The 18,199-nt window shown below is 74.8% G+C and carries 14 protein-coding genes; 7 read left to right on the top strand and 7 right to left on the bottom strand.

Features of this window, described 5'->3' with window-relative positions; all coding sequences use genetic code 11:
* Positions 1-65: 65 nt before the first annotated feature.
* The gene (locus J2S46_RS15330) at positions 66-1,133 is read right to left on the bottom strand and encodes a lytic polysaccharide monooxygenase auxiliary activity family 9 protein (protein WP_191290053.1); all 1,068 of its coding nucleotides are present in this window, start codon (positions 1,131-1,133) and stop codon (positions 66-68) included.
* A gap of 327 nt (positions 1,134-1,460) precedes the next feature.
* On the opposite strand from J2S46_RS15330, the gene J2S46_RS15325 reads away from it, so the two are divergent.
* The 4 genes from J2S46_RS15325 to J2S46_RS15310 all read left to right on the top strand — a co-directional run bounded on the left by J2S46_RS15325 (position 1,461) and on the right by J2S46_RS15310 (position 5,578).
* Positions 1,461-2,240, top strand: a complete 780-nt coding sequence (locus tag J2S46_RS15325) for an HAD-IIA family hydrolase (RefSeq protein ID WP_073923088.1) — start codon at positions 1,461-1,463, stop codon at positions 2,238-2,240.
* 115 nt (positions 2,241-2,355) lie between these two features.
* Entirely contained in the window at positions 2,356-3,573 is a 1,218-nt protein-coding gene (locus J2S46_RS15320; RefSeq protein WP_191290052.1) for a low temperature requirement protein A, read from the top strand.
* 124 nt (positions 3,574-3,697) lie between these two features.
* Positions 3,698-4,411: a uracil-DNA glycosylase gene (locus tag J2S46_RS15315; RefSeq protein ID WP_229912712.1), complete on the top strand. Its 714-nt coding sequence runs from the start codon at positions 3,698-3,700 to the stop codon at positions 4,409-4,411.
* A gap of 123 nt (positions 4,412-4,534) precedes the next feature.
* The gene (locus J2S46_RS15310; protein WP_229912711.1) at positions 4,535-5,578 is read left to right on the top strand and encodes a glycoside hydrolase family 6 protein; all 1,044 of its coding nucleotides are present in this window, start codon (positions 4,535-4,537) and stop codon (positions 5,576-5,578) included.
* Between the two features lie 61 nt (positions 5,579-5,639).
* On the opposite strand, the gene J2S46_RS15305 is transcribed toward J2S46_RS15310, so the two are convergent.
* Complete coding sequence (locus J2S46_RS15305) at positions 5,640-6,917, bottom strand: polysaccharide deacetylase family protein (RefSeq protein ID WP_191290051.1); 1,278 nt, start codon at positions 6,915-6,917, stop codon at positions 5,640-5,642.
* A gap of 365 nt (positions 6,918-7,282) precedes the next feature.
* A complete protein-coding gene (locus J2S46_RS15300) occupies positions 7,283-7,882 on the bottom strand; it encodes a DedA family protein (protein WP_191290050.1) in 600 nt (199 codons plus the stop codon).
* 524 nt (positions 7,883-8,406) lie between these two features.
* On the opposite strand from J2S46_RS15300, the gene J2S46_RS15295 reads away from it, so the two are divergent.
* Complete coding sequence (locus J2S46_RS15295) at positions 8,407-9,522, top strand: LLM class flavin-dependent oxidoreductase (protein ID WP_191290049.1); 1,116 nt, start codon at positions 8,407-8,409, stop codon at positions 9,520-9,522.
* A gap of 107 nt (positions 9,523-9,629) precedes the next feature.
* Here the strand turns inward: J2S46_RS15295 and J2S46_RS15290 are convergent, their stop codons facing one another.
* Entirely contained in the window at positions 9,630-11,669 is a 2,040-nt protein-coding gene (locus tag J2S46_RS15290; RefSeq protein ID WP_229912710.1) for a putative bifunctional diguanylate cyclase/phosphodiesterase, read from the bottom strand.
* 489 nt (positions 11,670-12,158) lie between these two features.
* Positions 12,159-12,584 (bottom strand): OsmC family protein, encoded by a 426-nt coding sequence (locus J2S46_RS15285; protein ID WP_191290048.1) that lies wholly within the window; start codon positions 12,582-12,584, stop codon positions 12,159-12,161.
* A 489-nt stretch (positions 12,585-13,073) separates the two neighbouring features.
* On the opposite strand from J2S46_RS15285, the gene J2S46_RS15280 reads away from it, so the two are divergent.
* Entirely contained in the window at positions 13,074-13,409 is a 336-nt protein-coding gene (locus J2S46_RS15280) for a chorismate mutase (RefSeq protein WP_191290047.1), read from the top strand.
* Positions 13,410-13,770: 361 nt separating this feature from the next.
* Positions 13,771-14,523, top strand: a complete 753-nt coding sequence (gene lepB / locus J2S46_RS15275) for a signal peptidase I (protein ID WP_191290046.1) — start codon at positions 13,771-13,773, stop codon at positions 14,521-14,523.
* A gap of 1 nt (position 14,524) precedes the next feature.
* Here lepB and J2S46_RS15270 read toward each other — a convergent pair whose 3' ends face one another.
* Positions 14,525-15,658, bottom strand: coding sequence for an EamA family transporter (locus J2S46_RS15270; protein WP_191290045.1), 1,134 nt, complete (start codon positions 15,656-15,658; stop codon positions 14,525-14,527).
* Between the two features lie 144 nt (positions 15,659-15,802).
* On the bottom strand, positions 15,803-18,178 hold the full coding sequence (locus J2S46_RS15265) for a transglycosylase domain-containing protein (protein WP_191290044.1): 2,376 nt from the start codon (positions 18,176-18,178) through the stop codon (positions 15,803-15,805).
* Positions 18,179-18,199: the final 21 nt, after the last annotated feature.

The following is an 18,199-nucleotide window of genomic DNA, read 5'->3' as shown; positions in this document are numbered from 1 at the left end:
GCGTCCCACTCAATCACCGCGCCCGCCGCCCGTCGCTCCGCCACCCCACGGCCGCGGCGGCGTTTTCAGCGCGCGTGGGCGCCGGGGGTGCGGCGGCCGCGGCGCAGCGCGAAGACGGTGCCGCCGGCGAGCAGGAAGGCGGATCCGATCGAGGCGAGGATGCCGAGCGAGCGGTCGGAGCCGGTCTGGGCGAGCTTCTCGGCGTCGGCGACGGTGCTGGGGTCGGCGGCGCCGGACGCGGCGCCGGCGGTGGCCGTGGAGCCGGCGGCGAGCACGGCGGCGGGGGCGGGCCCCGAGGCCGGGTCGGTGGTGCCGGCCGCGGCGGCGGGTACGGCGGTGCTGCCGCCGGGGACGGCGGGTGCGGGCGGGGTGCCCGGGGCGGAGGCACCGGCGGTCGGGGCGCCGGGGGTGCCCGGGGCGGTCGGGGTGGCCGGGTGGGAGTGGCCGCCGCCGGCACCGGCCGGCGGGACGGGGGTGCTGCCGGGGGCGCTGCCGCTGCCGTCGAAGACCACGTCGGAGCAGGAGTAGAAGGCCTCCGGGCTGTCCGAGCGCTGCCAGATCGCGTAGACCAGCTGGCGTCCGGTCCGCCCGGCGGGGATCTTGGCGGGCAGTACGTAGGAGCCGTCGACGAGCTGCGGGTCGGTGACCGTGACGAAGGGTTGGGCGTCGAGGTTCGACCAGGCCAGCGGCTTGGCGGGGTCGTAGCTGCTGTTGGTGAGGAACAGCTGGAAGGTGCCCTTGTGCGGGGCGGTGGCCCGGAACCTGAAGGTGAAGTCGCTGCCCGGGGTGAGGTTGGTGGCCGGCCAGTCGGCGCGGGCCAGGTCCATCCCCTTGTACATCTCGTTGCCGGCGCTGCAGAGCTTGCCGTCGGGGATCCGTCCCCGGTGCTGCCCGGCGGCGTCGCCGATCCGCAGGCTCATCCAGTCGTAGAGCGCCGCCGTGCCGCCGGCCGCGACGGCGGCCTTGCAGGCGGCCGACTTCGGGTTCTCGGCACCCTCCAGGTAGCAGCCCTCGACCCGGCTGAGCGGGTTCTGCATGGAGCCGTGCGCGACGGCCTCCGGGGCTGCGGCGGTGCCGGCCAGGGCGCAGCCGGCGAGGGTGAGGAGAACGGTGGTCAGGCGGCGCTTGAGCATGGGTGGGGGACTCCTTCTGAGGAGCTGGGTGAGGGTTCGGTGCCTCACGCTAGCCCCGTCGGACGGCCGTACCGAGGCGTCATCAGTGCGGTTAGGGGCGGCTTAAGGAGTCGTTGAGGGGGCCGTGCGGGCGGGCCCCGAAGTCCGGTGGGCGGGCAGTGCTGCCGTCGGGCAGGTGTGCGGATTAGGCTGTGCCCCGTTGGGGCAGCCAGCAGTACCCCCGGTCGCCCGGTGTTCCCTGCGGGAGTCCGGGCGGGTGGGGCGCGCACCGGAGACGTTGCGCAGCTCGTTTCGTACGACCATCGCAAGACTTCGGGAGACACGCACGTGGCAGACCGCAAGCCCATCGAGTCCTGGCTGACCGACATGGACGGTGTCCTCATCCACGAGGGCACGCCGATCCCCGGCGCGGAGGAGTTCCTCCGCCGGCTGCAGGAGTCCGGCAAGCCGTTCCTGGTCCTCACCAACAACTCCATCTACACGCCGCGTGACCTCAGCGCCCGCCTGGCCGGCATGGGCCTGAACGTGCCGGAGGAGCGGATCTGGACGTCCGCGCTCGCCACCGCGAAGTTCCTCAAGGGCCAGCGCCCGGGCGGCACCGCGTACGTCATCGGCGAGGCCGGCCTCACCACCGCGCTCTACCAGGCCGGTTACGTGCTGACCGACAACAACCCGGACTACGTGGTGCTGGGCGAGACCCGCACCTACAGCTTCGAGGCCCTCACCAAGGCGATCCGTCTGATCAACGCCGGTGCCCGGTTCATCTGCACCAACCCGGACGAGACCGGCCCCTCCACCGAGGGGGTGCTGCCGGCCACCGGCTCGGTCGCCGCGCTGATCACCAAGGCGACCGGCGTCGACCCGTACTTCGTCGGCAAGCCCAACCCGCTGATGATGCGCGAGGCCCTGAACAGCGCCGGTGCCCACTCGGAGACCGCCGTGATGATCGGCGACCGGATGGACACCGACATCGTCGCCGGCATGGAGGCCGGCATGGAGACCATCCTGGTGCTGACCGGCCTCACCGCCGCGGCCGACGTGGAGCGCTTCCCGTACCGGCCGACCCGGGTGGTCAAGTCCATCGCCGACCTGATCGAGATGATCTAGGGCCGCCCGGCAGGATCTGCCGGACAGGCCCTGGCGGCCGACGTCTGAACGGGCCCCGCTCCACGGCTGCCGGCCGCGGGGCGGGGCCCGCCGTTCCTTGAGGGGGGAAGGGATCATGAGTCTTCCGAAGGCGGGACCGCCGCGGGCCGAGGCGGCCGGAGCGCCGGAGCCGGCCGGCGGCGAGCCCGGGGGCGCCGCGGAGAAGCGGGTCACCTGGGCGGAGCTCTACTTCGACCTGGTGTTCGTCTTCGCGATCACCCAGGTCTCCGCGCTGCTGCACCACCACCACGACTGGGCGGGCGTCGCGCGGGCGCTGGTGGTCTTCGTCCCGGTGTACTGGTGCTGGGTCGGCACCACCGTGCAGGCCAACATCCGGGACGTGGACAACGTCCGCGACCGGCTCGGCATCTTCGCCGTCGGCCTGGCCGGGCTGTTCATGGCGTTGGCGCTGCCGGGCGCCTACGGCCGCCGGGGGCTGCTCCTCGGCGGGGCGTACTGGGCGGCGCGGCTGGTGCTGCTCGGGATGCTGGCCCGGATGCCCGGCGTGCTGCGCGGGCCGTACGGGATCGGCGCCCTGGTGAGCGGCCCGCTGCTGCTCGCGGGCGGCCTGCTGGACGGCGGCCCGCGGCTGCTGCTCTGGTCGCTGGCGGCGCTCTGCGACCTGTCCGCGCCGGTGCTTCTGCGCCGCCGGCCGGCCAAGGTGGCGTACCACCCGGCCCACATGCCGGAGCGGTTCGGCCTGTTCCTGCTGGTCGCGCTCGGCGAGTCGATCGTCGGCACCGGTGCGGCGGCCGCCGGGGTGGCCCTGGACGCGGCCGAACTGCTCGCGGTGGCGGCGGCGTTCACCATCTCCTGCGGCCTGTGGTGGCAGTACTTCGTCTACGCGGCGGACGCGATGCGGCACGCCGTCACGGTCGCCGAGTCCCGCCGGGACGTCATCCGGCGGGTCTTCCAGTACGGGCACCTGAGCCTGCTCGCCGGGGTGATCGCCGTCGCGGTCGGGTTCGGCGAGACGGTCGCCCACCCGGGACAGGCGCTCGGCGGCGGCGCCGCCGGACTGCTCTGCGGGGGCTGCGGCCTGTACCTGCTGACCTTCGGCTACACCCGCTGGATGATGTTCCGGAAGGTGTCCGGCACCCGGATCGCCGCCGCCGGCCTGGTGTTCGTCCTGGTGCCGGTGGTGATGCGGCTGCCCGCGCTCGCCGCGCTGCTGGCGCTGGCCGCCCTGCTGGTCGCGCTGAACGCGGTCGAGCACCTGCGGGTGCGGCGGGCGGCCGCGGTCGCGGCGGCGGAGCGCGCGGAGCCGGCCCGCGCGGTGCCCGAGCCGCGCTGAGGCGGGCGTTGTCGGTGCGGCTGTGTAGCGTTCGGGGTGGAAGAAGGACGTACCGGGCGGCGCCCGGTACGCCTAGGTCGGGGTGGCGCGGCCGTGTGCCGCCGCCTGGTGGGAGGTTGAAGTCGTGACGGACACTGTCGAGGCCGGCGTGGGTGCGGGGTTGGAACTGCCGGAGTCCTGGCGCGGGGTGCTGGCCGACGAGGCCGGCAAGCCGTACTTCGCCGAGCTGGCGGCCTTCGTGGCGGCCCAGCGGGCCGAGCACCAGGTCTTCCCCCCGGCCGGCCAGGAGTTCTCGGCGCTGGACGCGACGCCGTACGACAAGGTCCGGGTGCTCGTCCTCGGGCAGGACCCGTACCACGACGACAACCAGGCGCACGGCATGAGCTTCTCCGTCCTGCCGGGCGTGAAGACCCCGCCGTCGCTGCGCAACATCTTCAAGGAGCTGGACGCCGACCTCGGCGTCCCGGCCCCCGACAACGGCTACCTGATGAGCTGGGCCGAGCAGGGCGTGCTGCTGCTCAACGCGGTGCTCACGGTCCGCGCGCACGAGCCCAACTCGCACAAGGCCAAGGGCTGGGAGAAGTTCACCGACGCCGTGATCAAGGCGGTCAGCGACCGCGAGGAGCCGGTCGTCTTCGTGCTCTGGGGCAACTACGCGAAGAAGAAGCTGCCGCTGATCGACACCTCGCGGCACGTGGTGGTGCAGGGGGCGCACCCCTCGCCGCTGTCCGCGAAGCTGTTCTTCGGCAGCCGTCCGTTCTCGCAGATCAACCAGGCGCTGGAGGGCTTCGGCGTCGACCCGATCGACTGGCGGGTGCCGGACGTCAAGGCCGGCTGAGCACCGCCGCCGAGGGGGTGGCGGCGCAGTGCCCGTCACCCCGCGGCAGCTCCCCGGGGCCCGCGGCCTCGTCCCGCCGCCGTGGGAGACTTGATCGACCACGGGGACGGGGGAGGGGCCGTTTTGCTGCACGCCGGATGGCGGGGCCTGCTGCGCGCACCCGTCGTGGGCGCTCTCCCGCTGCTGCTGGCCGCCGGCCTGGCGGCCTGCGAGGCGGCGCCGGTCGCCGCGCCGGCCGCACCGCCCCCGGCGCCCGCCGGTACGCCCGGCACAGGCACCGGCACCCTGCACCAGCCGGACGGCCAGAGCTTCTACGTCTCCGACCGGACGGCCGCGGCCCGCCGGTTCACCGAACTGCGCGCGCAGGGCCGCACGGCGGAGGCCGAGGCGATCGCCCGGCTGGCCGGCGCGCCGTCCGCGCACTGGCTGGTGGGCGGGGACGACCGGGCGGCCGTGGAGGAGCTGAGCCGCGCGGCGACCGCCGCGGGCCGCACCGCCCTGTTCGTCGCCTACAACATCCCGCAGCGCGACTGCGGCAGCTTCGCGGCCGGCGGCGCCCCCGACGCGGCGTCCTACCGGGCCTGGGTGGACGCGCTCTCGGCCGGACTGGCCGACCGCCGGGCCTGGGTGGTGCTGGAGCCGGACGCCGTGCCGCACGCCCTGGACGGGTGCGGCCCCAAGGGCACCGACGTCGCGGAGCGGTACGCGCTGCTGGCCTACGCGGTGGCGGAGCTCAAGCGGCATCCCCGGGTGCGGGTGTACCTGGACGCGGGCAACGCGGGCTGGGCGCAGGACCGCACCGCGCTGGTGGACGCGCTGAACCGGTCCGGGATCGGGCAGGCGGACGGCTTCGCGGTCAACGTCGCCAACTTCTACGGCACCGAGCAGAGCGCCTCGTACGGTGCCGGGCTGTCGGCCGCGCTCGGCGGCAAGCACTTCGTCATCGACACCAGCCGCAACGGCAGGGGCCCGCTGGGCAGCGGTGCCTGGTGCAACCCGCCGGGGCGGGCGGTCGGCGAGACGCCCACCGAGCGGACCGGCCGCCCGGGGGTGGACGCCTACCTCTGGGTGAAGATCCCGGGCGAGTCGGACGGCGACTGCGGGCGGGGCGAGCCCGGCGCGGGCCAGTTCTGGCTCGACTACGCCCTGGGCCTGGCCGCGCGGTAGCGGCCCGGCCCCGCCGCCGTGCCCGCACCGCCCACGGCGCCCGGGCCGGCGTCGCCCGGCCTCAGCCGGCCGCGCCGAGGAAGCTCTCCCAGCCGCCGGCCGGCGCCTGCCCCACGTTCAGCGAGCGCAGCTTGCGCAGGGTGGACTGGTCCTGCGCCTCCAGCCAGTCGACCAGCTGCCGGAAGGACACCAGCCGCACCTCGGGCTTGCCCGCGACGGCCTTCAGGGTCTCCTCCACGGCGTCCATGTAGATGCCGCCGTTCCACTGCTCGAAGTGGTTCCCGATGAACAGCGGCGCCCGGTTGCCGTTGTACGCCCGGTCGAACCCGGCGAGGTAGCAGTCCCGGGCCTGGGCCCGCCACTCCGGGTACTTGGCCGGGTCGCCCTTGGTGCTCCCGGCGGACTGGTTGGCGAGGATGTTGTAGTCCATCGACAGCACCTGGAAGGTGTGCCCGGGGAACGGCAGGCCCTGCAGCGGGAAGTCCCAGATCTTGCCGTCCTGGACCTTCTGCGGCCAGATCTGCAGGCCGCCGGAGGAACTGGCGTCGTACTTCCAGCCCAGCGCGGCGGCGGTCGGCAGCAGCCCCTTCTGCCCCTCCAGGCAGGGGGTGCGGCCGCCGATCAGCTCCTTGCGGTAGTCGAAGGGCAGCGGGTCGACGTCGGTGAAGCCGGTGTTGGTCCGCCACTGGGTGACGAAGGAGACGGCCTGGTCGATCTCGCTCTTCCAGTCCTCCGGGGTCCACTTGTTGACGCCGTTGCCGTCCGGCCGGGTCGAGCAGAAGTGCCCGTTGAAGTGGGTACCGATCTCGTGGCCGGCCAGCCAGGCCTGGCTGATCAGCTTGATGGTGCTCTTCACCGCGCCCTCGGACAGGTACGGGATGTCGGAGGCGCCGACCGAGTGCTTCGGCGGGTGGTAGAGGTCCGACTTGCCCTTGGGCAGGGTGTAGATGCCGGAGAGGAAGAAGGTCATCGCCGCCTTGTGCTCCTCGGCGAGCTTGAGGAAGCGGGGGAACTGGCCGTCGTCGGTGCCGCCCGCGCCGTCCCAGGAGAACACCACGAACTGCGGCGGGCGCTCGCCCGGCTTGAGCTTCTCGGCCTTCGGCTGGTTCGGCTGGGCGCCGGTGTCGGCGGTGGAGCCGTCCCCGATGGGCGTGCCCTTCACCGGGCTGCCGCCCGGGGTGCCGGGCTTGCCGCCGCCGGCCGTCGTGGCACTCCCGGACCCCGTGCCCGGCCCGGCGTCCGACCCCGCCCCGGAGCCGCTGGAGCAGGCCGTGACCGCTCCGAGCGCCGCCGTGGCGACGGTCGCGCTCAGCATGGTCCTGCGCGAGATGCCGGTCATGGTCTCCCCTGGTGCCAGATGCCCGGGCATGGCACGGCGAAGCCCAGGAAAACGTCCTGCGGGCGGCCCCGGACCGGTCTCCGGGAGCGACGGCAGGACAGTGGGCTGCGCCGGTCATATAGGACATTAATGAATATTCCGCCATCAGCATGTCATGCGGAGATGGGGCCGACCAAGGCTTCGGTCCGCCGTTACCCATCACGCGGACGGCGCGCGGGAGGCTGCGCCGGGAGACGTTCTGTTGCCGTCCTGTGACGGAGCCGCCGGACCGTCAGGCGGGTGCGGGGGAACTGCCGTGCGGCGTCCGCGGGCCGGCCCGGCGGGCGGCAGGACTTCGGCGCCTCGCGGGTCGGGGCGGTCGCGGGTCAGACGGTCGCGAGCCGGCGGTTGCGGCGCACCACGCGGGCCACGGCCGCGCTGATGGTGGTCGCGGCGGCGCAGGAGACCGCCAGGCTCAGCCAGGCGGTGTCGAACCAGTGGCTGTTCAGCCAGCCCAGGGTCACGATGTAGGCGGCCCAGATCAGCGCGGCCAGCGCCGACCAGCGCAGGAACTTGCGGGGGTGCGAGGGCGAGTGGCCCATCGCGAGGTCCAGCACCGTCCGCCCGGCGGGCACGAAGCGGGCGACCACCACGATGGCGGCGGCCGCACCGGTGGTCCGCCCGTCCAGCGCCTCCTGCACCCGGGCGACGCTGGCGGCCAGCTGCGGCCGGTGCTCCAGCCGCCGCCGCACCGACGGCGCGCCGCGCCGGGCCAGGCTGAGCAGCAGGATGTCGCCCAGGAAGGACGCCATCGCCACCCCGGCGGCCAGCATCAGGGGCGCCCCGTCGATCCGGGCGGTGTTCAGCACGGCCAGGATGACCAGGGTCCCGCTGGGGATGAAGGGGAGGAAGGCGTCGCCCAGCACCGCGAACAGTGCCACGGCGCAGATCCACGAGGATCCGACCAGTGTGGTGACGATGTCCAAGGCACTACTCCCTCCAGACCGGCCCGGGGGAGCAGGTGGTTGCAAGGGGCAACGCTAGCGCCTCGACCTTTCATGCCATGAAGCACCCCCTCTGTGGCAGGCCTCACAAACAGGCGCGAGCCCCTGGGGCGGGGTGCCGCTCCAGGGGCTCGCGGGGATCGAACGGAGCTGGTCCAGCCCGTTGACCTTGCTTTCGGGTGCGGATCCGATGCGCGATCCGCCCTCATCGGTAGCCTGCCGGACGATGGCCGCCGAGGGCGAGCCCTGGGGCTGGCGACTTCCCGCGCTGGCGCGAACTCGCCACCCGTGACCGCGCGCTGTCTGTCAGTCAGCGTCCGACCTGCCGAACGACCGGTCGACGGAGATGCCGGGCCGTGCCGACGCCGGGCGCCGCACGCCGGACGGGTGGCCGCCCGCCGGCCCGGGCCGGCGCCCCCCGGCGGCGGGGAACACGCCGCCGCCCCGGGCGGTTGTCCCCCGACGGCGGGGAGGCCCGCTCGTACACGATCAGGAGGCCGGACGGCATGAGCACCGAGGACCAGCAGGCACGCGAAGCGGGGCAGCCGGCCCGTCCCGGCATCGGCGCCGGCGCCGGGGCCGTTCACGGGGTGGCCCGGGGCACCGCGCCCGCGCCGCTGTCCATCCTCGACCTGGCCCCGGTGGGCGTCGGCCACACCCCGGCCGAGGCCCTGGTCGCCACCACCGAGCTGGCCCGCAGCGCCGAGGCCTGGGGCTACCACCGCTTCTGGGTCGCCGAGCACCACGGCATGCCGGGGGTGGCCAGCTCGACCCCGGCCGTCCTGCTCGCCCACCTGGGCGCGCACACCAGCACCCTGCGGCTCGGCTCCGGCGGGGTGATGCTGCCCAACCACGCGCCGCTCGCCATAGCCGAGCAGTTCGGCCTGCTGGAGGCGCTCCACCCGGGCCGGATCGACCTCGGGCTGGGGCGCGCCCCCGGCACCGACCAGGCCACCGCCCGGGCGCTGCGCCGGGGCCTGGCCGAGGGCGCCGACGACTTCCCGCAGCAGCTCGCCGAGCTGACGCACTTCCTGGACGGGGACTTCCCGGCCGGCCACCCGTACGCCCGGCTGACGGCCGTCCCCAAGGGCGACGGCCGTCCGCCGATCTGGCTGCTCGGCTCCTCCGGCTTCAGCGCCCGGCTGGCCGGGCAGCTGGGGCTGCCGTTCGCGTTCGCGCACCACTTCAGCGGCAACAACACGGTGCCCGCCCTGGACCTGTACCGCTCCAGCTTCCGCCCGTCCGAGGTGCTCGCCGAGCCGTACGCGCTGATCGGCGTCAGCGCGGTCGCGGCCGACGGGGAGGCGCAGGCGCGCCGGCTGGCCCGCTCGGCCGGACTGGGGATGCTCCGGCTGCGGCTCGGCATGCCGGGGCCGATCCCGACCCCGGAGGAGGCCGAGTCCTACCCGTACAGCCCGGCCGAGGCGGACTTCCTGGACGACTGGCTGTCCAACGTCGTGCTCGGCTCCCCGGGGGAGGTGGCGGACGGCCTGGAGGCGCTGCGCAAGCGCACCGGCGCGGACGAGCTGATGGTGACCTCGCACATCCACGGCCACGAGGCGCGCCGCCGCTCGTACGGGCTGATCGCGCAGGCGTACGGGCTGACGGCGCAGGTGGCGTAGGGCGGCGGGCGGCGGGCGGCGGGCGGCGGGCCGGCGGCGGCGGGTGCGGCCGGGCCCGGGACGGACCCCGGCCGCACCCGCCGGGGAGGCCCGGGCCCGGGGCTCGGCTAGGCCAGGGCCTCGCCGGTCCCGGTCCCGCTGGTACGCGCCTCGCCGGCGTTGGTCCCGCGCAGTATGTCGGCGACCAGTGCGGCTTCGCCCGGGCGGGCGAAGTACCAGCCCTGCGCGGTGTCGCAGCCGGTCAGCCGGAGCCGCTCGGCCTGGGCGGCGCTCTCGATGCCCTCGGCGGTGACGGTCAGCCCCAGTGCGTGGGCGAGCTGCACCATCGCGCGGACGATCTGCTCGTCCGCCTCGGTGCGCCGTGAGCCCTGGCCGGGACGCCCGGGCACCGGGTCGCGGAAGCCCTCGATGAAGGTGCCGTCCAGCTTGAGGACGTGCACCGGCAGCCGGGACAGGTACGCCAGGTTGGAGTAGCCCGTCCCGAAGTCGTCGATGGCGATCCGTACGCCCATGTCGGCCAAGGCCTGCAGGGCCTGCAGCGGCCGTCCGCCCGGGCCGAGCAGCGCGCTCTCGGTGATCTCCAGCTGGAGCAGCCGGGCGGGCAGCCCGCTGCTCTCCAGCGCCTGGGCGACGTCGGCGACCACGTCGGAGTCCCAGATCTGGCGGGCCGCCAGGTTGACGCTGACGAAGGTCTCGGTGTCCGGGAACTCCATCAGCCAGCGCCGGGCCTGACGGCACGACTCCTCCAGCACCCACTTGCCGAGCGGGACGATCGCCCCGGACTCCTCGGCGAGCGGGATGAAGCGGTCCGGCGAGAGGGTCCCGTAGCGGGGGTGGCGCCAGCGGACCAGCGCCTCCGCGCCGTGCACCACGCCGTCGGCGAGGCCCACCAGCGGCTGGTACTCGACCGAGAACTCGCCCCGCTCCAGGGCCGGGCGCAGCGCGGTGGTGAGCAGCTGGCGGGTCAGCTGGTGGGCGCCGCGGTCCGGGTCGTAGAGGGTCCAGCGGGCCCGGCCGTCGGCCTTGGACCAGTACAGCGTCGAGTCGGCGTCCTTGACCAGGTCGGTCGGGGTGGTGCCCTCGACCGGGCGTTCGACCACGCCCACGCTGGCGGTCACCACCAGCTGGTGGCCGGCCACCTCGAAGGGCTTCTGCAGGGCGGCGACCAGCCGGCCGGCGAGGGCCGTGAGCTGCTCGTTGCCCTCGCTGTCGGTGACCAGCACGGCGAACTCGTCGCCGCCGAGGCGGGCCACCAGCCGGCCCTCGCCGCGGGCGAAGCCGATCTCCAGCCGGGCGGCGACCGCCACCAGCAGCTGGTCGCCGATGTGGTGGCCGAGGGTCTCGTTGATGGCGGCGAAGCCGTCCAGGTCCAGGTAGCAGAGGCCGACCCGGCGGCCGTTCGGCTGCCGCTCGCCGGGGGCCCCCGGGCGGCCGCCGGTGACGTTGGTCTTGCTGTTGCTGTTGCTGCCGTTGCCCGCGGTGGTGCCGGCGCCGTCGGCCCGGGGCGGCTGGCCGGGGTGCTGGGCGTGACCGGCGTGCGCGGCGTGCCCGGCGTGGTCGTCGGCCCGCAGGCAGGCGGCGTCCAGCCGTTCGAAGAACAGGGCCCGGTTGGGCAGCCGGGTCAGCGGGTCGTGCAGGGCCTGGTACTTGAGCCGGTCCCAGAGTCTGCGCTGCTCGGTGATGTCCTCGACCATGGCGAGGGTGTACATCGGCCGGCCGGCGCCGTCCCGGATCAGCGAGAGGGTGACCTTGCTCAGCACCGTCCGCCCTTCGCGGTGCTTGAGCCGCTTCTCCATCCGGAGCCGGTCGCGTTCGCCGCGGACCAGCTCGCGGTAGAGCCGGCGCGGGGTGTCCTCGGCCTCGATGATGTCGTGGATGTGAGTGCGCACCAGTTCGGAGACCTCACGCCCGATCATGGCGGCCAGGGCCGGGTTGGCCTCGATGACCCGGTCGGTGGAGTCGATCAGCGCCATCCCGATGCCGGCGTCGGCGAAGGCGGCGCGGAACCGCGACTCGCTGGCCCGCAGGGCGTCGAGCAGTTGGTCGGTCCCGTCGGCCGGCGAGGCCGAGCAGGTGGGGCAGACGGTCATCAGGGGGCTGCCGGTGGTGTCGGGCGCCGGTGCGCCGTCCGTCGTGGTGCCGTTCATGGCGGTGCCGTTCCCGCCCGGTGCGTCGCCGTGATGCGGCCACCGGCGCCGTTCGTCGATGTGTCGAAGTCCCTCGTGCCGCACGCTCTTGTGGTGAGCGTCGGCCCCCTCGGTCTGGCCCGGCACGGCATGCTCCCGTCCGCTGCTGACGCTGGTCCGGCCGACTGTCAGTACCGCGGGGGCCGGAAAACCCGCACACCTGTCATGGCCGCCGGAGCCCGGTGCCGGGCGCTCGCCGCGGAGCACCCGGCGGGGAACGGGGGTGCTGCGGCCGATCATAAAGCGCGCGCGGATCGGGCGGTGACCGCCGCTCGGGTGAGTCGCCCTGGTTTTGGAGCAGTTGTGCCGGTACGTCAGCACACGGCGACGCCCCCGACATGCGTCATAGGAGGCGCGTCAGGGGCGTGTGCGCAGGTCGCGCGCTCCCCGGTCGAGCCGGGTGCCCCGTGCGGGGCCCGTCGGCGTGGCGGCCGGGGAGCGCGCGGGCCGTCAGGCCAGCTTGGCGGTCAGGGTGATGGTGGTCCCCGTCAGGGCCTGGCTCACCGGGCAGTTCGCCTTGGCGTCCTCGGCGGCCTTGACGAAGCCGGCCTCGTCCAGGCCCGGTACCTCACCGGTGACGGTGAGGTGGATGCCGGTGATGCCGGTACCCGGCTGGAAGGTGACGTCGGCCTGGGTGTCGAGCTTGGTGGGCGGGTTGCCCGCGCCGGCCAGGCCGTGCGAGAGCGCCATCGAGAAGCACGCGGAGTGCGCGGCCGCGATGAGCTCCTCCGGGCTGGTCTTCCCGTTCGCCTGCTCGGAACGGGCCGGCCAGGACACGGGGTACGTGCCGATGCCGGACGAGGCGAGGGTCAGCTCGCCCTTGCCGTCGAGCAGGTTGCCTTCCCAAGCGGTGCGGGCGGTGCGAGTGGTTGCCACGATCGGTACCTCCAGTGCTGAGCGACTGCTGATCGGTTACGTCCGGTCATGCCGCGTACAGCCTACGGGCAGGCCCGGCGGCGGTTGCGGGCGGCACTCTGAGCGCTTACACAGCGTCATATCCGCCAGGGCCGGTGGTTTTCGGCCGGTCCGGCGGCGGGTCGGGTGCCCGCGGCACCGACGGCCGCTGCCGGCGCCCGGTGCGGGACCCGCGCCGGACCGCCGGCCGCGCGGTTGCGGCGGTCGGCGGGCGGCCGTTGCGGAGGGGCCCGGCACCGGCCGCGCCCGCGGGCCCGGCGGCCCGGCGCGGGCCCGGCGTCCCGGGCGCCGCCCCGGTGGTCCGCGTCCCACCGGTCCGTCCGCATCGCGGACAACCAGGGCACATGATGGGAGCCCGCGCGGGCCGCCCTGTTAGATTTGCCCGGGCCCGCGCCCGACCACCGGTCCGGCCGGGTGCCACCCCGCCCGCACAGCCCCGGAGCCGCCCCGATGACGGACCACGCCACGACCCCCGACGCCGGCACGCCCGAGGGGATCGACGATGCCGTCCGGGCCGAGCTGACCAGCCTGCGGGAGAGCATCGACAACATCGACGCCGCCGTGGTCCACATGCTGGCCGAGCGCTTCAAAGCCACCCAGCGGGTCGGCCGCCTCAAGGCCGAGCACAAGCTCCCGCCGGCCGATCCGGCCAGGGAGCGCGACCAGATCAAGCGCCTGCGCGAACTGGCGGCCGGGGCCCACCTGGACCCGGTCTTCGCCGAGAAGTTCCTCACCTTCATCATCGCCGAGGTCATCCGCCACCACGAGGCCATCGCCCGCGCCTGAGCTGCGGTGCGCGGCCGGGCGGCCCCGCCCGCGCCCGCCCGGCCGCGCCGCCCGGCCCCCCTCCGGGGCCGTTCGTGTCGGCTGCGGCTAAATGTTTGATTTCGTGGCGCCAGATGGTTGGCGTTAGCGTGCTGTTTCCCTGGATCGGCTGATCCGGTGGACCGCGGTACCCCGCGCAGTCAGGGTGCGGGGCGACCGGCCGCGGTCCGGAGAGGCGGTTCGCGATGGCTTCGGCGATGGCACAGCGGTGGCGGGAGCCCCGGCAGCGGTACGGAGCCGGACCGGTGGTGCACCGCGCCGCGCGGCCCTGCGCCCCGACCTCCCGCACCGCGCGGACGGCCGCGGCCCAGGGGTGTACGCGATGACGACCGAGCTGACCGGCCCGCGCCGGGCCGACCGCCGCCGCAGAGCCGCCCCCGACGGCCGCCCGCGCCGGGCGCGCCGCGCCGCCGGCCGGACGGGCCGCCGCCGTCGCTGGCCCTGGTGGGCCGAGATCCCCGCCATGGTGGTGGTCGGGCTGCTCGTCGCGCTGCTGATCAAGACCTGCCTCTTCCAGGTGTTCACCATCCCCTCGGGGTCGATGGAGAACACCCTGCGGATCGGCGACCGGGTCGGGGTCAACAAGCTCTCCCCGCTCTTCGGCTGGGAGCCGAAGCCGGGTGAGCCGGTGGTCTTCAAGGACCCGGGGGACTGGCTGCCCGCCCAGGCCACCAGCGGCGGCAACCCCGTCACCGGAGCGGTGGGCGACGTCCTGTCCTTCGTCGGCCTGGTACCGCCAAAGGACGACAACTACCTGGTCAAGCGGGTGATCGCGACCGGCGGCCAGACCGTGCAGTGCTCCGGTACCACCCTGAAGGTCGACGGCGCGCCGGTCTCCGAGCCGTACCTCTTCCGCGGGGACGACTCCTGCGCGGGGATGAACTTCGGGCCGGTCACCGTCCCCGAGGGCTACGTCTGGGTGGAGGGCGACCACCGCAGCGACTCCGCGGACTCCCGCTACCACCAGCAGGAGAAGGGCGGCGGCGCGGTGCCGGTCGAGAACGTGGTCGGCCCGGTCTCGGCCGTGGTGTGGCCGCTCGGGCACCTGGACTGGTTCGGCTGGGCCGGCCACTGACCTACGGCGTGACCGCCTTCCGGCCCTGCTCGTGCCCGATCGCGTGCCCGGGGCCGGCCGGTCCGGCGGGGCCGGCCGTGAGGTCGGCCGGCACCGGGCCGGCCGTCGCCTCGTCCGCCGCCTCGGCCGGGGGCCCGTCCGCGGCCCCGGTGACGACCGCCGCGCCCGCCGCGCCCGCCTCCCCGGTCGGTTCGGCCCCCTTGCCGCCGTCCGCCTTCCCGGTCTGCGCGGCGAAGGCCCCGGCCAGCACCAGCAGGCCGCCGGCCAGCTGCGGGGCGCCGAGGTGCTCGCCCAGCAGGACCCAGGCCAGCACGGTGGCGACCACGGCCTCCAGGTTGGCCACCACGCCGGCGACCGGCGGTGAGAGGTGCCGGACGGCGATGACGCCGGTCAGGTACGCCAGGACGGTCGCCACCAGGACCATCCAGGCGGCCGGCAGCAGCGCGGGCAGCTCGTGCCCGTTCATCCGCACGTCCCCGCCGAGGATGCCCCAGTCGGCCTGCCAGGGCCGGGTGACGACGGTCAGCACCAGCGCGCCGATCAGCAGCCCGTACGCGCTGACCGCGATCGGGTCGACCGGGCGCTCGCCCCGGCTGCCCGCGTCGGCCAGCACGAAGTAGCCGACCTGGCAGCAGGCGGCGCCGAGCGCGAAGAGGACGCCGAGGGCGTCGAAGCTCAGCCCGTTCCAGACCTCGACCACGCAGGCCAGCCCGGTGACGGCGACGCCGGCGCCGATCGCCGCGCCCCGGCCGACCGGCCTGCGCTGGACGAACCTGACGTAGGCGAGCAGCAGCGGCGGCCCGAGGTACTCGATCAGCAGCGCGACCCCGACCGGGATCCGGGAGATCGCGGCGAAGTAGCAGGCCTGCACGCCGGCCACGGCGAGCAGCCCGAAGCCGAGCAGCAGCCCGGGCCGGCGCAGCACCGCGGCGCGGTGCCGGTAGGCCAGCGGGAGCAGCACGAGGGCCGCTCCGGTCACCCGCAGCCAGACCACGTGCAGCGGCGAGAGTCCGGCCTCGATCAGGGGTTTGGCCGCTGTGCCGGAGCCGCCGAAGGCGCAGGCCGAGACCAGTGCGAGGGTCAGGCCGAGGGACCGGCCGGACGCGCCGCGGGGGAGGGACTGAGAGCTGTGCATCGGGGCATTCTGCCAGCCGCGGGGCCATTTCGGTAAGGTGCTACCCCGAGTTTTGCTCCTCACCTGCCGAGGCGGCCCGGGCCGTCGGCGCCGGGCCGGTCGTACCCGTCCCGCCCGGGCCCCGCCCGCCCGCCGCCGGGGTGGCTAACCGCCGTCGCCCGCCGCCGCGTTGGCGGCCGCCCCGCCCTGCTGCGCCGGGCCGGGCGCCGGGGCCGAGGGCTGGGCCGGGACGGTGGACGGCGTCCGGCTCGGCCGCGGGGTGGCGGCCGGGGTGGTGGCGGCCGGGCCGGTGGGAGCACCGGAGGCGCCGCCCGGGCGGGTGGTCGCGCCGCCGCCCTGACCGCCCGGCCGGCCGGATCCGGTGGAGGCCCCGGAGCTTTGCCCCGAGGGGTCGGAGGGGCCCGCCCCGCCGCTGCCCGCGGTCGGCGCGCCGCTCTCGGTGGCCGGCGCCGAGGGGGTCGGCGAGGGCGAGGCGCTCGCCGAGGGGGTGGTGGCGGCCCCGCGGCCGGAGCCGCCGTCGGCCTGGCCCGCCACGACGGGGAAGCTCGTCACCTGCGTCCCCTTGAGGGCGGCCTTCATGTAGGCGGTCCAGATCTGGGCGGGGTACTGCCCGCCGGCCGCGCCGTCCGTCCCGCCGGTGCCGCTGAGGCTGACCTGCGCGCCGGTCGCCGGGTCCTGGCCGAACAGGGCGACGGCGGTCACCAGCTCCGGGGTGTAGCCGACGAACCAGACGGACTTCTGGTCGTCGGTGGTCCCGGTCTTGCCGGCCGCCGGGCGGCCGAGCGCCTGGGCCCGGAACCCGGTGCCGCCCGGGTCGTCGACGACGCCCCGCAGCATCGCGGTGACCCGGTTCGCGGTCTGCTCGCTGATCGCCTGGGTGACCTGCGGCGCGGGCAGCGCCATCGGCCGGCCCTCGTACTCCAGCGACTGCACCAGCCACGGGGTGATCTGACGCCCGCCGTTGTCCAGCGTGGCGTACACGCCGGCCATGTCCAGCACGCTGGGCGTGGCCACGCCCAGCGGCAGGGACGGCTGCGCGCCGAGGCTAGGGGTGCCGGCGGGCAGACCCAGCGCGACCGCGGTGTCCCGGACCTTCTCCAGTCCGGTGTCCTGGGCGAGCTGGGTGAAGACGCTGTTCACGGACCAGTCGGTGGCCTGCTGCAGGGTGATCTGGCCGTAGTCCTTGCCGCCCTCGTTGGGCGCCGCGTACGGCGTTCCGGTGCCGCCGCGGACCTTGCGGCCGCTGGTGCCGTCGTAGACCGTGCGCGGGCCGATGGTCTGCCCGGACTGCGTCCGTGCGCCGCTGTCCAGGGCCGCGGCCAGCGCGATCGCCTTGAAGGTCGAACCGGCCTGGTAGTCGCGCCGGGCCGCGTTGTCGACGAAGTGCTTGGTGTAGTCGGTGCCGCCGTACAGGGCGAGCACCGCGCCCGTTTTCGGGTCCACCGAGACGGCGCCCGCCTGGGCGCCTGCGTCCTTGGGGCGGGACTCGGGCTTCAGGTTGGCGGTGAGCTGGCTCTGCACGGCGTTCGAGAGGTCCTGCTCGCGGGCCGGGTCGATGCTCAGTCTGACCGTGTAGCCGCCCTTGGCCAGCGCGGCCTCGCTGAGGATCTGGTGCGAGACCAGGTAGTCGGTGGCCGCGTTCACCAGGTACCCGGCCTGGCCGGAGAGCCCGGGGGCCGCCTGCGGCTCCTTGACCTCGGGGAAGGTCACGGCGGCCCGCTCGTCGGCGGAGAGCCAGTTCTCCTTGACCATCCCGTCCAGCACGTAGTTCCAGCGGTTCATCGCGTTCTGCTTGCCGGTGGCCGTCGCGGTGGCGACGTCGTAGGCGCTGGGGGCGTTGAGCAGCGTCGCGAGGTAGGCGCCCTGCGCCGGGTCCAGCGCGGCGGCGTCGACGCCGAAGTAGGCCTGGGCGCCGGCCTGGATGCCGTAGGCGCCGCGGCCGTAGTACGAGGTGTTGAGGTAGCCCGCGAGGACGTCGTCCTTGGTCTCGGTGGCGTCCACCTTCAGGGCGATGAACAGTTCCTTCACCTTGCGGCCGACGCTCTGCTGCTGGCTGAGGTAGGTGTTCTTCACGTACTGCTGGGTGATGGTGGAGCCGCCCTGGGTGCCCTCGCCCTTGGCCGTCTTGACCGCCGCCCGCAGCAGCCCGGGCACGTTGACCGCGCCCTCGTGGTAGAAATCGCGGTCCTCGGCGGCCAGCGCGGCGTGCTGCGCGGCGGGGGAGACCTTGTCCAGGGCGACGTTCTGCCGGTTGGTCTGCCCGGTCCGGGCGATCACCGAGCCGTCCTGGTAGAGCCAGGTGTTGCTCTGCGCGACCGCCGCCGCGTGCGCGTCGGGCACCTGCACCAGGGAGACGGCGAGGACGAAGCCGCCGATCCCCAGCAGCAGCGAGGCGACCAGGCCGGCCACCGTGACCCGCCAGGTGGGGATCAGCCGCCGCGGGCCGGTGCGTCGGGGGCGGCGGCCGGACGGGCTCTTGCTGGACGGCGCGCTGCGCTCACTCCGGGAGGTACGTGGCAAAGCAGCGGGCCTTTCCTGCGG

The organism is Kitasatospora herbaricolor, from assembly GCF_030813695.1.
GTDB classification, from domain to species: domain Bacteria; phylum Actinomycetota; class Actinomycetes; order Streptomycetales; family Streptomycetaceae; genus Kitasatospora; species Kitasatospora herbaricolor.
Note: the sequence above shows the minus strand (reverse complement) of the source record. Positions and strands in the feature narration are given on the sequence as shown.